The organism is Stenotrophomonas maltophilia group sp. RNC7 (assembly GCF_030910085.1).
GTDB lineage: Bacteria > Pseudomonadota > Gammaproteobacteria > Xanthomonadales > Xanthomonadaceae > Stenotrophomonas > Stenotrophomonas sepilia.
Genome location: NZ_JAVFVN010000888.1, coordinates 81,152 through 95,190 on the forward strand (window position 1 = coordinate 81,152; position 14,039 = coordinate 95,190).

Sequence of the window (14,039 nt, forward strand, 5' to 3'; positions counted from 1 at the left end):
CGGCAACCGGGCTCAGAACTTGTAGCGGACGCCCAGCATGTAGCGCGGGCTCTGGTCTGCCAGCTTGACGATCATCTGCGACGTGCGCGAGCGCCACCGCACATCCTCGCCGGTCAGGTTGATCGCCTCCAGGCTGAAGGACCAGTGGTCATCCAGCGCGTAGTTGACGCTGAGATCCCACTGCTCGTACGGCTCCACATAGTACGGATTGCGGCTGGAGCCCTGGTTGGCCAGGATCAGGTACTGGTCGCGCCAGTTCCATGCCAGGCGCACAGACCACCCGTACTTCTCGTACATCAGCATGGCGTTGGCGGTGTCGCTCAGGCCGGTGAGCGAGAACTGGTCGATGCCCGGATCGCCGCCATTGTTGTAGCCGACATCGCCTTTGACCACGGTGTAGTTGGCCAGCACGCCGAAGCCGGTGTCACCGAAGAAGTACTGGCCGCCCAGCTCCCAGCCATGCAGCTTGGATTTGTTCTGGTTGATCGGGCGATTGACGTTGAACTGGTACAGCGGATCGTTGGGCTGCCCATACAGATCGTAGGCCGCTTCGGTGGCCAGCACCTGCGCATCAGTGCCGTTGTAGGCGCCGAGGCCGGCAGGATTGTTGCGCAGCAATGCCAGCGCGGTGAACAGCGAGGTGTCGTTGGCCGAGCAGGCGGCCGCATTGGCCGGCCCGACCTGGGCGACGCAGGCGCCGCTGGTCAGGAAGTCCAACGCCGCCCGCGCATCCGGCCCGGAGGTCGGGTCGGTGAGGCCGTACAGGCTTTCCTGGACGACGGTGTTGCCGATGAAGTTGCTGACCGACTTGTTCCAGTAGGTCAATGACACATAGCTGGCATCGGCGAAGTACCACTCCAGCCCCAGGTCGAGGTTGTCCGATTCCAGCGGCTTCAGGCTCGGGTTCTGCGAGTTGCCGCTGGCGCGCGACGAGGGATCGATCAGCACCGAGCCGAACGGCTGCTGGGCCCCGGGTCCCGCATAGAGATTGCCGTACGGCGCGCGGGCGATGCTCTTGCCGAACGAAACACGTCCCTTCAGCTCCTCGGTGAGGTCGATGCTGAAATCAAGGTTGGGAAGGATGTAGCTGTACCGCGCCTTCTCTGTGAAGGGCTGCTGCTCATCGGACAGCACGATGCGGAAATCGTTGTTGGCCTGCCACTCGATGGACTCGGGGACGGCAATGACCGAGGTCGACACCACGTCAGTGGTTTCATAGCGCACGCCCAGGCGGGTGTTGGTGCGCATGCCACCCAGCTCCCCGTCCAGCTCCACCTGGAAGTACGCCGCCTTGGTCTTCTCTTCCACGAAGTTGTCGGCCGCGCGTTGCGGGTTCACACCCAGGCCGACGCCGTACTCGCGCGATGCCCATTGCGCGAGCTGCCCGGCATTGCCGCGCCAGGCGGGCCAGCTGTTGGCACTGTAGTCGTCGAACAGGCCGACGATGCTGACCGGCTGCAGCAGGTCCATCAGGCCTGCGGCGGTATCCCGGTCCACGTTGGCCACGCCCCAGTCGCCCAGGGTCGAGTAGGCCTCGGCGGCCTGGATGCGGTGGGTGGTGGACTTGTTGGTGTCCACGCCGAACTGGAAGCGCCCGTGGTCGAAGTTCCATTCGCCATCGACGCGGGCCTGCTTGATCTCGCTGATCTGGGTCTGCGCGTTGACGCGCAGCACCTGCGTGCCAACCTCGCCTTCCTGGAAGCCCGGGTTGACCACGCCATTGGTCCCGGCGACCGCATCGGCGGTGCTGGGATACCAGACCTGGGTGCCAACCGGCAGGCCATTGTTGAAGTTCAGCTCCTGCACCCAGGAGCCACCGCAATGCGGGCCACGGGTACAGTTGTTGGTGCCGGCGATGCTCATGAAGATCGAACCACCGCCGGTGAGCGGGTCATTCGGGCGGCTCTCGTTCTTCGAGTTGTGCGCATCGAAGCTGAGCTTGAAGCGGTCGCTGACATTCCAGACGGCGTTGAAGCCCAGCGAGCCCAGCTTGTATTCCTGCATGCTGCGCTGCTGTTCCAGGCCGAAATCCTTGGTGCCGGCGATTTCACGGATGTAGACCGGCGTCGCGACGGCGCCACTGGTGTCGAACTCGACGTTGGTGTAGTTGCTGTTCTGCAACCACATGCCCTGCTCGCCGCGATTCTCGGTGATCTCGTTGGTCGAGTAGGTGTAATCCACGGTCAGGGTCAGGCTGTCCGTCGGTGCGAACTGCAGCACGGCCTGGCCGTTGACGCGTTCGCGCTCGAATTCGGAGAACGCGTAGCGCAGGTCATTGGGCCTCGCGTAAAGCTGGCCGACGGCCGGAGCATTGACCACGGTCGGGTTGCCCGGCATCGACCCTGTCCACGGCTGCACGTTCCAGTAGTTCTCCGTGGCCTGTACCGAGCCACCCTTGCGCTTCTGCTGGCTCGCGCTGAGGCTGACGCCAAAGGTCTTTTCCGGATTGCTGTAACTGAAGATGCCCGACAGCTCCGGTGTCAGGTCATTGTCGAACGGCTGGCTCTGGTCGGACACCAGCTTCGCCCCGGCGCTGGCCACGATGCCGGCGTGATCGAGCGGACGCGAGGTCAGGATGTTGATCGTCGCACCGATGCCACCGCTGGGCACCTGCGCCTGGCTGGTCTTGTAGACCTCGATACCATTGATGGCCTCGGCGGCCAGCTGCGCGAAATTGAAGGCGCGGGTGCCGCCGTCGACACCGCCGATGGCGACCTGTCCAGAGGCACCGAATGCATCGGCACCCGGCATCTGCCGACCGTTGAGCGTGACCATGTTGAACTGGGGGCCGAAGCCACGCGCGGTCACCTGCGCACCCTCGCCGTCACGGCGCTCGATGGAGATGCCGGTGATGCGCTGCAACGACTCGGCAAGATTGGTATCGGGGAACTTGCCGATGTCCTCGGCACTGATCGCGTCGACCACGCCCGCCGAGTCGCGCTTGATGTCCATGGCCTGGCTCAGGCTGTTGCGTATGCCCGTGACCTGCACTGCATCAAGCTGGGTGGGTTGCGACTGGCTCTGCGGCTGCGGCCCGGTCGCCGGTGCGGCGTCCTGCGCAAAGGCGGGATTGATGACCAGGGCACCACCTACGAAGGTGAACATGGCCCGGGACCGGAACTTCGCCAACGCGCGGCTCATGAACCGGACCTCGGGCCCGGGGTGCCACGGAAACTGCAGGTGCTCATGAAAGTCCCCTCTGACATACGATCGAATGGATGTACCGCCCCCTCCCAGGGGCACGCACGGGCGTGGCCCGCATTCCAAACCGAACAGCACGGGTGCTCGGGCACGCCGCGACTTACACTTGCTTTTCAAGCCTGCCAGGACAAACACGCGGCAAAGAAGGCAGCCTCCCGGACCCTGGATCCCCGTCCGACTGGTAGCGCTACCATCGCGTTGCAGCGGAGAGTAATCACCGAGGTTCGCCGTTGTCACCATGCAGCGCAGCAAAACCGGCAGCGCGCCAATGACTCGGCCGTTGCTGCATCCGGTCACGCTCACCCGACGTAGGAAAGATGCCCGCACTTGCGGGTCATCCAGAAAGGAACGCACCGTGAACGCTCTTCAGCGCATCGCCGCCGCAGTCGGCTTCGCCGTACTCGTTTCGTCCGGCTCCTCGGTTTTCGCCGCCAACACCGTCATCGTGGGCGGGGCAGAAATGTACCCCACCAGGACCATCGTCGAGAACGCCGTCAATTCCAAGGATCACACCACGCTGGTTGCAGCGGTCAAAGCAGCCGGCCTGGTCGACACCCTCAACGGGGCCGGGCCCTTCACTGTTTTCGCGCCCACCAATGCGGCCTTCGAAAAGCTGCCTGCAGGCACTGTCGATACACTGGTGAAGCCTGAAAACAAGGCACAGCTGACCCGGATCCTGACCTACCACGTCGTCCCGGGCAGCTACAGTTCGGCCCAGCTTCTGGCCGATGCCCGCAAGCACGGCGGCAAGGCCACCCTGAAGACCGTGCAGGGTGAGCCTCTCACCGTGGCGCTCCACGATGGCAAGCTCTGGGTCATCGACGCAAAGGGTGGAAAGGCAGGCATCAGCATTGCAGATGTCGGCCAGTCCAACGGCGTCATCCACGTGGTCGACACCGTGCTGATGCCCAAGTAAGCGGCCTCACGCAACGGGCATCCGGCGCGATGCCCGTTGCCCGGGGCCGGTCATCCCGACGTCACCATGCGGATCCCTGCCCGGCATGGCGTCGTGGCTACCACTCCGGCCCGAGCAGCTTGGTCACTTCGGCCTCCAGTTTCTGCACGGCCTCGTCCTGGGAGGCGACCTTGATGCACAGCCCCGACTGCGCCGGCCCCGGCACCAGCTGGTAGCGGTTGATGGTGCCGCCACCGTCGCCGTCCAGCGCTACCCGCGCAACTACCGTTCGGCCATTGGCGTGGAAGGTCCAGTCCTGATAATCAAACATGCCTAAGTTGGTGTGCGGCCAAGATGTCATCCCACTTTAGGCGGCACGCCAGTGAAGAACGCTCCAGGAAGATGTTCAGCGCGCGTGGACATGATGGCGACAGGGCCTATCGCAGTGTCCGCGCCAACTGCAGGACATCGGCAAAGAAGGAGGGATAGTCGTCCTGTGGAGCGCTGTGGGTCTCGCGCCGGTGGATCAGACGCACGGCGACCACCCGCTGTTCCGGGACGATCATCAGGTATTGGCCCAGGTAGCCGTTGGCGGCAAAGCCGACGACCGGTCCCCGTGTGATGTCGTAGAGATCGGCGAGCTTCAGGCCGCGCGCGGAGATCTGGCTCCGGCGGCGGGCTTCAGCTCAAGCGGCGTCTCCCGGTCGTGCATCACCAGGACCGCATCGGAATGCGCGGCGCGCGCGTTGCGCTCGATCGCGGCAAGGGCTTCGGCACGCGTCGCCGCTTGGCTGGGCCCGGCGATGCCGAACACCAGGGCCAGGGCGCAGGACAACCAGCAGGATCCTGGCATCGCAATCTCGTCCAATGAGTGTGCGTGCAGTTTGACTACATGTGTAGTCACTCTGCAGTACCTGAAGTCATGGCGCGCTTGCGTGCTGGACGCGGGCTGGGCGCCGCCCCCGGCCCACCTGCAACGCGGTCGTCCGCGCGGTCGCCATGCCGCGCCGCACGGTATGATGCGGCGACCCGGAACCTGCGATGATTGCAGCGGCCGCCCATCCGCTGATCGCGCGCGCCAGGCCCCCCTGCGCCGGGGTCGCTGCAGGTGCCGCTGAAGCCCCACTCCATGCTTGCCTCCCAAGCCCCCCTCCTGATCTGGGCAGCCGTCGCCGTTGCCACCCTCGGCCTGCTGTTCCGTCCTTTCCGCATCCCCGAATATGTGTGGGCGCTGGGCGCTGCCGCCCTGTTGCCGTTGCTGGGCGCGGTGTCGCTGCACACCGCATGGGGCGCGGTGGCCGAAGGCCGCGACGTCTACCTGTTCCTGGTCGGCATGATGGTGCTGGCCGAACTGGCGCGGCGCGAAGGCCTGTTCGATTGGCTGGCGTTGTACGCGGTGCGGCATGCGGGCGGATCCGGGCGACGCCTGTTCGACCTGGTGTTCCTGGTCGGCACGCTGGTGACGGTGTTCCTGTCCAACGATGCAACGGCCGTAGTGCTGACGCCGGCGGTCTACGCCGCCTGCAAGGCGGCGCGCGCCAATCCCCTGCCCTACCTGTTCGTCTGTGCCTTCATCGCCAATGCGGCCAGCTTCGTGCTGCCCATTTCCAATCCGGCCAACCTGGTGGTGTACGGCCAGCACATGCCGCCGCTGCCGAGGTGGCTGGCGCAGTTCGCGCTGCCGTCGGCGGCGGCGATCGGTGCCACCTATCTGGTCCTGCGCTGGGTGCACCGGCGCGAGATCGCCCAGCCGCTGGTGGCCGCGCCGGCGCATCGCCCGTTGACCGACGGCGGCCGGCTGAGCGCACTGGGCGTGCTGTTCACCGGCACCGTGTTGCTGGTCACGTCCGCCTTGAACGGGCCATTGGGCCTGACCACGTTCTGCGCGGGCACGCTGAGTGTGGCAGTGGTGGCGATCCGCCAGCGGCGCAGCCCGCTGCCACTGCTGCGACACGTGTCCTGGGGCGTGCTGCCGCTGGTGGCGGGACTGTTCGTGCTGGTGGAAGCGGTGGCGCAGACCGGCGTCATCCAGAGCGCGGCCAGCGCGCTGCAGGCCGTGGCGCAGGCGTCTCCCCGCCAGGCCAGCTGGCTGGCCGGTGGCGCGGCTGCGCTGCTGAGCAACGTGGCCAACAATCTGCCGGTCGGCCTGGCCGCCGGTTCGCTGGGGCAGATGGCCGACCTGCCGGCGCAGACCCGTGCCGCATTGCTGGTCGGCGTGGATCTGGGACCCAACCTGTCGGTCACCGGTTCGCTGGCGACGATGCTGTGGCTGGTGGCGCTGCGCCGCGAGGGCGAGCATGTCAGCGCGCTCGACTTCCTGCGCGTCGGCGCGCTGGTGATGCCGCCGGCGTTGATCGGAGCATTGCTGCTGCTCTGATCGGCGCGCGAGCGGCATGCGCTTCTAGAAGGCCACCTGCAGGCGGGTGTTGAAGGTGGTGCCTTCATCCCTGCCCTGGCCGGTGCCGCTGCGGTTGCGGGTCTGCCAACGGATCGCCTCGAACATCACGCGGCTGAAGTCGTTGAGATACCAGTTCGCACCCAGCGTCCACGCGTGGCCGGTACCGCCACTGGGCAGCTCGGCATAGTCCACGTCCTCGTAGCGCCCCTTCAGTTCCCATGCCCCGGCGCCGCCGCGGGTGACCGGGTCAGCCACCTTCACCCGGCCCCAGGTGCCGGCCCTGCCCGAATAGGCCGGCCTTGCACCGGCCAGGAACCAGCCCGCCGAAATCGCCCAGGCCTGGTGGTCCAGATCGTAGCGCCCGCTGGCGTCGGCCCCGCGAAGGTTGCGCGTACCCCATTCGCCGGTCGCCCAGGCCGGCCCGAAGAAGCCTGCCAGTTCCGCGCCATAGGACGTGCTGCGCTCGGCGCCCAGCAGTGTGCCCGGCGCGATCTTGACCAGGTCGTTGAAGTGCCCGGCGATGGCCGAACTGCGGACGACGCCGCTGGCGCCTGCGGCGATCTCCTCGTGGAAGGCCCAGGCCCCCAGGTGCACCGTGACTGCGTCGTTGGCCACCGGGTTCCAGTGCACGCGCGTGGCCCAGGTCTGGCTGTCGTTGTCGGTGCCGGCGTTGTTGAGATCGTTGCCGGCCACCGACAGGCTGGCATGCCAGTCCTTGCCGTACACGCGCTCGGTCAGGCCGACACCGAACAGGCCACGCTGCGGCAGCATCAGCGTGCCGACCACGTTGCGGTCCTGGAACGGCGTGTTGGACGTGCTGCTGGAGCCGTCGATACCCCGGTCGTTGAGGCGGTTGCCCACGGTCAGGTCGGCCGGCAGCCCGAACAGGCGGTGGTCCACGGTGGCGTAGACCGACTTCCACGCCACCGCGTTGTCGGCGAAGTCACCTTCCACCGCCCAGCCGAGGATGCCGTAGCGGCCTTCGGCGCCCAGCCGCACCGAGCGGATCTCGGTACCGGAGATGTTGCGGTCACTCACTGACGATCCATCGGTGCTGGATGCGTCGACGAACAGGCGTCCGCGCGGACGGAACGCCACGGTGCCGTCGGCACTGCTGAACTCCGGTGCGCCCTTGGACCAGGTGACCTTGGGCGCCTTGGCCTGGCTGGATTCCAGTGCGGTGACGCGGGTGTCCAGCGCGGGGGGCTGCGTTGCGGCCGCCGCACCGGCGGTGCTGTGCCCGCCCTCCACGGCACGCAGGCGCGCCTCCAACTGCTGGATCTGCAGCGCCTGCTGCTGCACCAGGCGTGACAGCTCAGCCTGGCTCAGCGGCGCGGGCAGCGAAGACGTGGACTGGGCGCCAGCATGGCCACTGGCCAACAGCAGGCCGAGCGCGACCGACAGCGCTGCCGGTGGCAGCACGGTGGAATGGTTCATGGACTCTCTCTCCGGCCAGCCGGCCCCCTGGCCCGGCGCTGGCCTGTTGCGGTGGTGCGGGGGAAGATCGGGGGAGGAAGCGCGCGCCGCCGGATCGTCCCGGCGGCGCGGCAGGCGGGCTCAGCCCGGCCCGGTCAGCTGGTGGCCTGGGCCTGGGCGTTGGGACGCCAGGTGATCAGCTTGTTCTCGACCACGTCCAGCAGCGCGTCGATGACCAGCACGAAGGCGGCCAGGATGATGATGCCGGCAAACACACCGACGGCGTTGAAGTTGCCTTCTGCCTGCGCGATCAGGTAGCCCAGGCCCGCCGAGGCGCCGAGGTACTCACCGATGATCGCGCCGACCACGGCGAAGCCCACCGAGGTGCGCAGCGAGGACAGGATCCAGCTGGCTGCTGCCGGGAAGTAGACATGGCGTAGCAGGTCGCTGCGGCTTGCGCCCAGGATGCGGGCATTGGCCAGTACCACCGGATTCACCTCGCGTACGCCCTGCATGGCATTGAAGAACGTGGTGAAGAACACCAGGGTGACCGCCAGCGCCACCTTCGACCACAGGCCCAGCCCCAGCCACAACACGAAAATCGGGGCCAGCACCACGCGCGGAATTGCGTTGAAGCCTTTGATGAAGGGATCGAGGATGCGCGCCGAGCGGCGGCTCAGGCCCAACCAGACACCGCCGGCCACGCCCAGGCCGGTGCCGATGATGTAGCCCAGCGCGGTTTCGGTCAGGGTGATGTAGACGTGCTGGTAGAACGACGTATCGGACAGCCAGGTCCAGGCCTGCTGCACGATCGCCGTTGGCGAGGGGAAGAAGAACGGATCGATCACGCCCAGCGCGATGCCGCCTTCCCAGCCGCCGAACACGGCGACTACCAGGGCCAGCTGGATGAACTTGTCAGTCTTGGCGTGCATAGCTCTTCTCCACTTCGCCGCGCAGGCAGGCCCAGATGTCGCGGTACAGGTCGGTGAAACGGTCATCCAGCTTGATCTCGGCCACATTGCGCGGACGCTCCAGATCCACGTCGAAGCTGCGCACGACACGGCTGGCTGGGCCGGAGGACAGCACCACCACGCGGTCCCCCAGGGCGATGGCTTCTTCCAGGTCGTGGGTGATCAGGATCACCGAGCGCCGGTCCTCCTGCCACAGGCGCAGCAGTTCGTTCTGCATCAGGTGCCGGGTGTGGATGTCCAGCGCCGAGAAAGGTTCGTCCATCAGGATCACCTTCGGCTCGACGATCAGCGCCTGCGCCATCTGCACGCGCTTGCGCTGGCCACCGGACAACTGGTGCGGATAGCGGTGCTCGAAACCGGCCAGGCCGACCTTGGCCAGCCACGCGTTGGCCTTGGCCTTGCGTTCGGCTTCGGGCACACCACGGAAGCGCAGGCCGAGCTCAACGTTCTGGTAAGCCGTCTTCCACGGCAGCAGCGCGTCCTGCTGGAACAGGTAGCCGACCGACTTCTGGACGCCGCTGACGGCGCGGCCATCGATGCTGACCTGGCCGGACGACGGCTTCAGCAGGCCCGCCACGGAATTGAGGATGGTGCTCTTGCCGCAGCCGGTCGGCCCGACGATGGCAAGGAACTCGCCGTCCCCCACCTGGATGTCGACATCACGGACGGCGGTGAATTCGCCGAAGGACATGGTCACCTTTTTGATGGCGACCATGGTCTGTGCAGGCTCCAGCTGCGGTGCACCATTGAACTGGCGCACGGTGGCATTGAGGGCCATGGGGTTACCTCCGCTTACGGTTGGGCAGCCGGCGCCGCAGCGTTGGCACGCTCGACGAAGGCATTGGTGTAGGTGCGGGACAGATCGATGTCGGCCTTGGCCACATCCGTATTGAACTCGCGCAGCACCTTCAACGGCGTTTCCAGATCAGCCGGCGTGAAATGACCGTCGCGGGTGAATATCGCGCGGGCGTTCTCCACCGCGCGCGCATAGGTGGCGCGGTCGCCAGAAACGTAGCTGTCCGGCAGCGCCGCAACGATGTCTTCAGCACTGTTGTCGGCGATGAACTTCAACGCCATCTGTTCGGCGCGGGCGATCTTCTCGGCCGCTTCGGGGCGCTTGTCCAGGAAGCTCTGGTTGGCGTACATCACCGAGGTCGGGTACAGGCCGCCATAGACCTGGCGGGCGCCGTCATCGCTGCGCGCGTCGAGGAGGATCCTGCCGACCTTGCGCTCGGTGATCAGGGTGGCGGCCGGGTCGTAGTTGACCAGCAGGTCGATCTTGCCCTGCTCCAGCGCGGCCACCGCAGCGGCGCCCGAGCCGACGCCGATCAGCGAGACACTGTCGACGGGGATATCGTGCTGAGCGAGGAAGTGACGGACGAAGAAGTCCGACGATGAGCCCGGCGCGGTGATCCCGACCTTCTGGCCCTTGATGGTTTCCGGCCGTGCCGGATCGAAGCTGGCATCCTCGCGGCCGGCCATCACCAGGCCGGAGTTGCGCGAGAGCAGCACGAAGGCCACCACGTCCTTGCCCTTGGCCTGCATCTGGATGGTGTGGTCGTAGAAGCCGACGGCCACGTCGGTGGAATTGGCCACCAGCGCCTGCAATACCTTGGAGCCGCCCTGGGCGAAGTTCTCGGTCTTCACCTGCAGGCCGACGTCCTTGAAGTACCCCTTGGCGTCGGCGATGAAGAACGGCAGGTTGTTGAGGTTGTAGGAGCCGACGCTGATGCGTACCGGTGCATTGTCACCACCGACGGCGGATGCGCCTTCGGTGCGCCCGCTGTTGCTGCATCCGGCCGCGGCCAGACCAGCCGCGCACAGCGCGGCCATCAAGAACTGCTTGTACATCATCCCTCCCAGGAGTGAAGCATCTACGTTGTAATGGCGGGCATGCGCACCTGCGCCGGCCCGTCCGGGTTCAGATCATGCCGCTGACGTCCATTGGCGGGCTTGGGTGGAACCGGCCACGGCAAGTGCTGGCGTGGTGGCAAACACGCGTCCTTCGAACAGCCGGCGTGCGGTGCGCACGACGCTGGCAACGACCGGCGCGTCCTGCGAGCTGCGACTGAGGCCCACCTCCAGGGCCCCGCTCGGATGTTCGAGGGTAATGCTGCCGGGAACGGACAGGCATCCGACCAAAGTGTGGGCCAGCGTGCCCGGCGTAACGGCGGCGGTGGCCAGGCCGACCGCGCCGGTAATGGCCAGCGCGGTGTGGCATTGGTGTGGCATGAAATAGCGCACCTGCAGATCGCCCCCATGTTGCGGCGCCGACAGCAACACCGGCTTGGGGATGACCTTGTTGCCGGCGTCGGCGATGCCCATGCGGGCGCCCGCCTCGATGCGCAGCGCTTCCAGCCGGCGCATGAATACCGCGTCCGCGTTCAGTTCGGCGGGCGGGGTATCGCCGTGCACGCCCAGGTCCTCGGCACGCACCAGCATCATCGGCATAGCGCAGTCCACCAGGCTGACCGGCACACCATCGATGGTCTCCTGCGCGTGGCCGCTGGGCAGCAGCTTGCCGGTGCGGGCGCCTGCCGCATCAAGGAAAGCGAGCCTGACCGGCGAGGCCGAGCCCGGCGCGCCGGCAATTCGCGTGTCACCTCGGTACACCACGTTGCCGCCGGGCGTTTCCACCGTGGCGATGATCAGCTTGCCGGTGTTGACGTTGTGGATGCGCACCTCGGTCTGCGGATCCTGCGCCTGCACCAGCCCACGCTCGATGGCATACGGGCCTACGGCCGCCAGCATGTTGCCGCAGTTCGGCGAGGTATCCACCACCTGCTGCTCTACCCGTACCTGGGCGAACAGGTAGTCGACATCGGCGTCCGGACGGCTGGAGCGGTCGATGATCGCCACCTTGCTGGTCAGCGCGTTGCCACCGCCGATGCCGTCGATCTGCAACGGATGGCCCGAGCCCATCACTTCCAGCAGCAGGCGATCGCGTTCAGCGATGTCCATCGGAAGGTCGCTGGCCAGGAAGAACGGGCCTTTGGAGGTGCCGCCGCGCATGAGGACGCAGGGAATGCTGAGCAGATCGTTGGACATACGTGTGCTAGATTGATGCGTATAGGGGATGAATGACCCCTCTGTGATTCGATACTGGCATGGCCCCAATTGATCTGTGAATTGCTGATTTTTGGATGATTGATACCCCATGAGCATCAATTGCGAAATCCTGGATCTACGCGCCTTCCTGCTGGTCTCGGAGACCCGCAGCTTCCATCGCGCCGCGGAAATCCTGCACGTCTCCCAGCCGGCACTCAGCCGCCGCATCCAGAAACTGGAGCAGGCGGTGGGGTCGCCGCTGCTGGAGCGCACCACGCGCAGCGTCAGTACCACCGCTGTCGGCGAGAACCTGCTGCCGCTGGTGCGCCGCATGCTGGAGGAATTCGATGGATCACTGTTCTCGCTGCGCGGCCGCGAAGACACCCGCGGCGCTACCGTGACCATCGCCTGCCTGCCGACGGCGGCGTTCTACTTCCTGCCCAGCGTGATGGCGCGTTTCCACGAAGCGCACCCGAACGTGCGCTTCCGCATCCTGGATATCCCGGCGACGGAGGGTCTGCAGGCAGTGGAACGTGGCGAAGTCGAGTTCGGCATCAACTTCATGGGCGCCAACGATCCGAATCTCGACTTCGACGTACTGGCTGAGGACCCCTTCGTCCTCGCCTGCCGACGCGATCATCCGCTGGCCCGCAAGCGCAAGGTGGAATGGGCTGATCTGGCCGAGCACCAGCTGATCACCGTGCATCGCACCAGCGGCAACCGCACGCTGCTGGACGGCGCGCTGGCGCGCGAGAACCTCAAGTTGAGCTGGCACTATGAAGTGACCCACCTGTCGACGTCACTGGGCATGGTCGAGGCGGGCATCGGCGTGTCGGTGCTGCCAAAGATGGCCACGCCGGACGGGGATCACGCCACCCTGGTGACACGCGCGATCGGCAACCCGGTGGTGTCACGCACGATCGGCATCGTCCGCCGCCGCGGCGCCCTGCTCTCGCCCACGGCGGAGCGATTCCTGCAGATGCTGATGAGCCAGTGGCGCGGGGAGGCGTGAGCAACTGCGCGGTTCACGCGCCTATGCGTTCCGGCGCGCCAGACGCTGGCAGGGCCGCCCTTCATGACGAAGCCGCGAAGATCGACGCAATACCTGCAAGCGATCCCACGGCCCCCCATGAGAGCGTGGCGAATGCAGTCAGCAGCACCTTCCGGTGGACGACCTGCGCTTCGTTCTGGGCCTCCGGCCGCCGCGCATAGGGCCTGGAGAAACCCAGGAGTTCGCCGGTGACTGTCAGCGCCCCCATGAAGATCAGTGCGGTCACGCAGAAGCCAAAAATGGAACCAACGAGGGCCACATGCTGGGCATCGCCAATAGCCGGCTGAGTGCCGGCCAAACCCTCTACAAGCTGGCCCGTCCACCGTGCGGGCAGCCAGGCCAGGGCGGCGACAATGCTGAAGTGACTGGCCACGTTGATCCAGAACCAGGATGTGGTCTTCATGACGTCAGCGTTTCCGGTGGTGGCCAGTGGTGGGCATCGTGACGCCTGCGTCAGCCCCGCACAACCCTGCATGGGGAAGCCGGCCAGCGGCCGGCACTACCAGTTCAATCAGCCTGCGGTTTCCAGCCCCTTGCCTGCCGCATCCATCCGCAGCGAGGCCAGGTATCGGCCGTACTTGCCGACGAAGATGCCGGTGAATCCGCCTGCCAGCAGCAGGTAGGCGGCATTGAAACCAGCATTGGCGGACAGCGACGGCGACACCGCAAATGCGACTTCGAACCCGTACTTCACCAGGAAAGTGATCAACAGCAGCGGCAGCAGGCTGAAATCCGCGTTGCGCCAGAGCTTGCCGGTACTGCGGTCCAGCGTCAGCTTCAACCGATTCAGCAGCAGCCAGGCAAGCGCGGCGCCCGTGGCGATGCCGGCCAGCCATTCGCTCCAGGCGCTCAGCGACGCGCCGAAGCGATGACTGACCGACCACGCACCCCAGACGGCGAACAAGGCGGGTACGATCGCCAGCTTCTGCAGCGAGGTCTCGGCCGGCTTCATGGCGGCGATGCCACGGGTGACCAGGAAGGCCAGGAGCAGCCAGACCCAGATCGGCGTCTGCGAGGCGAGGTGCTGAAGCATGCTCATGAGCGGTCCCCTTGGTGAGT

At 66.2% G+C, this 14,039-nt stretch carries 13 protein-coding genes and 1 pseudogene; 3 read left to right on the forward strand and 11 right to left on the reverse strand.

Annotated elements, in window-relative coordinates; translation table 11 throughout:
• Positions 1 to 12 precede the first annotated feature (12 nt).
• Positions 13 to 3,141 carry a TonB-dependent receptor gene (locus tag RCF13_RS22200; protein ID WP_188218361.1) on the reverse strand — a complete coding sequence of 1,043 codons (3,129 nt, stop codon included), beginning with the start codon at positions 3,139 to 3,141 and terminating at the stop codon, positions 13 to 15.
• A 415-nt stretch (positions 3,142 to 3,556) separates the two neighbouring features.
• Between RCF13_RS22200 and RCF13_RS22205 the strand changes: the two genes are divergently transcribed.
• Positions 3,557 to 4,117 (forward strand): fasciclin domain-containing protein, encoded by a 561-nt coding sequence (locus tag RCF13_RS22205; protein WP_061478290.1) that lies wholly within the window; start codon positions 3,557 to 3,559, stop codon positions 4,115 to 4,117.
• A 97-nt stretch (positions 4,118 to 4,214) separates the two neighbouring features.
• Here RCF13_RS22205 and RCF13_RS22210 read toward each other — a convergent pair whose 3' ends face one another.
• The 3 genes and pseudogenes from RCF13_RS22210 to RCF13_RS22220 all read right to left on the reverse strand — a co-directional run bounded on the left by RCF13_RS22210 (position 4,215) and on the right by RCF13_RS22220 (position 4,931).
• Entirely contained in the window at positions 4,215 to 4,427 is a 213-nt protein-coding gene (locus tag RCF13_RS22210) for a hypothetical protein (protein WP_134968614.1), read from the reverse strand.
• Between the two features lie 106 nt (positions 4,428 to 4,533).
• Positions 4,534 to 4,764 (reverse strand): annotated as a pseudogene (locus RCF13_RS22215) (penicillin-binding protein); the annotation flags it as partial.
• Positions 4,740 to 4,931 (reverse strand): hypothetical protein, encoded by a 192-nt coding sequence (locus RCF13_RS22220; protein ID WP_134968613.1) that lies wholly within the window; start codon positions 4,929 to 4,931, stop codon positions 4,740 to 4,742. The pseudogene RCF13_RS22215 and the gene RCF13_RS22220, both read right to left, overlap by 25 nt.
• 294 nt (positions 4,932 to 5,225) lie before the next feature.
• Between RCF13_RS22220 and RCF13_RS22225 the strand changes: the two genes are divergently transcribed.
• Complete coding sequence (locus tag RCF13_RS22225) at positions 5,226 to 6,473, forward strand: arsenic transporter (RefSeq protein ID WP_231352117.1); 1,248 nt, start codon at positions 5,226 to 5,228, stop codon at positions 6,471 to 6,473.
• A gap of 24 nt (positions 6,474 to 6,497) precedes the next feature.
• On the opposite strand, the gene RCF13_RS22230 is transcribed toward RCF13_RS22225, so the two are convergent.
• The 5 genes from RCF13_RS22230 to RCF13_RS22250 form a co-directional block, all read right to left on the reverse strand.
• Complete coding sequence (locus RCF13_RS22230; protein WP_231352118.1) at positions 6,498 to 7,931, reverse strand: porin; 1,434 nt, start codon at positions 7,929 to 7,931, stop codon at positions 6,498 to 6,500.
• Between the two features lie 134 nt (positions 7,932 to 8,065).
• Positions 8,066 to 8,842: an ABC transporter permease gene (locus RCF13_RS22235; RefSeq protein ID WP_005409726.1), complete on the reverse strand. Its 777-nt coding sequence runs from the start codon at positions 8,840 to 8,842 to the stop codon at positions 8,066 to 8,068.
• Complete coding sequence (locus tag RCF13_RS22240; protein ID WP_134967784.1) at positions 8,826 to 9,659, reverse strand: ABC transporter ATP-binding protein; 834 nt, start codon at positions 9,657 to 9,659, stop codon at positions 8,826 to 8,828. Before RCF13_RS22240 ends, RCF13_RS22235 begins: the two co-directional genes overlap by 17 nt.
• A 14-nt stretch (positions 9,660 to 9,673) precedes the next feature.
• The gene (locus RCF13_RS22245) at positions 9,674 to 10,732 is read right to left on the reverse strand and encodes an ABC transporter substrate-binding protein (RefSeq protein WP_231352119.1); all 1,059 of its coding nucleotides are present in this window, start codon (positions 10,730 to 10,732) and stop codon (positions 9,674 to 9,676) included.
• Between the two features lie 75 nt (positions 10,733 to 10,807).
• Complete coding sequence (locus RCF13_RS22250; protein WP_231352757.1) at positions 10,808 to 11,929, reverse strand: 4-oxalomesaconate tautomerase; 1,122 nt, start codon at positions 11,927 to 11,929, stop codon at positions 10,808 to 10,810.
• Between the two features lie 109 nt (positions 11,930 to 12,038).
• On the opposite strand from RCF13_RS22250, the gene RCF13_RS22255 reads away from it, so the two are divergent.
• Entirely contained in the window at positions 12,039 to 12,941 is a 903-nt protein-coding gene (locus tag RCF13_RS22255) for a LysR family transcriptional regulator (protein ID WP_134967785.1), read from the forward strand.
• A gap of 61 nt (positions 12,942 to 13,002) precedes the next feature.
• Here the strand turns inward: RCF13_RS22255 and RCF13_RS22260 are convergent, their stop codons facing one another.
• Together RCF13_RS22260 and RCF13_RS22265 are read right to left on the reverse strand one after the other, a co-directional pair.
• Positions 13,003 to 13,383 (reverse strand): hypothetical protein, encoded by a 381-nt coding sequence (locus RCF13_RS22260; protein ID WP_134967786.1) that lies wholly within the window; start codon positions 13,381 to 13,383, stop codon positions 13,003 to 13,005.
• Positions 13,384 to 13,491: 108 nt separating this feature from the next.
• Positions 13,492 to 14,019, reverse strand: coding sequence for a DUF6622 family protein (locus RCF13_RS22265; protein WP_061478297.1), 528 nt, complete (start codon positions 14,017 to 14,019; stop codon positions 13,492 to 13,494).
• Positions 14,020 to 14,039 lie beyond the last annotated feature (20 nt).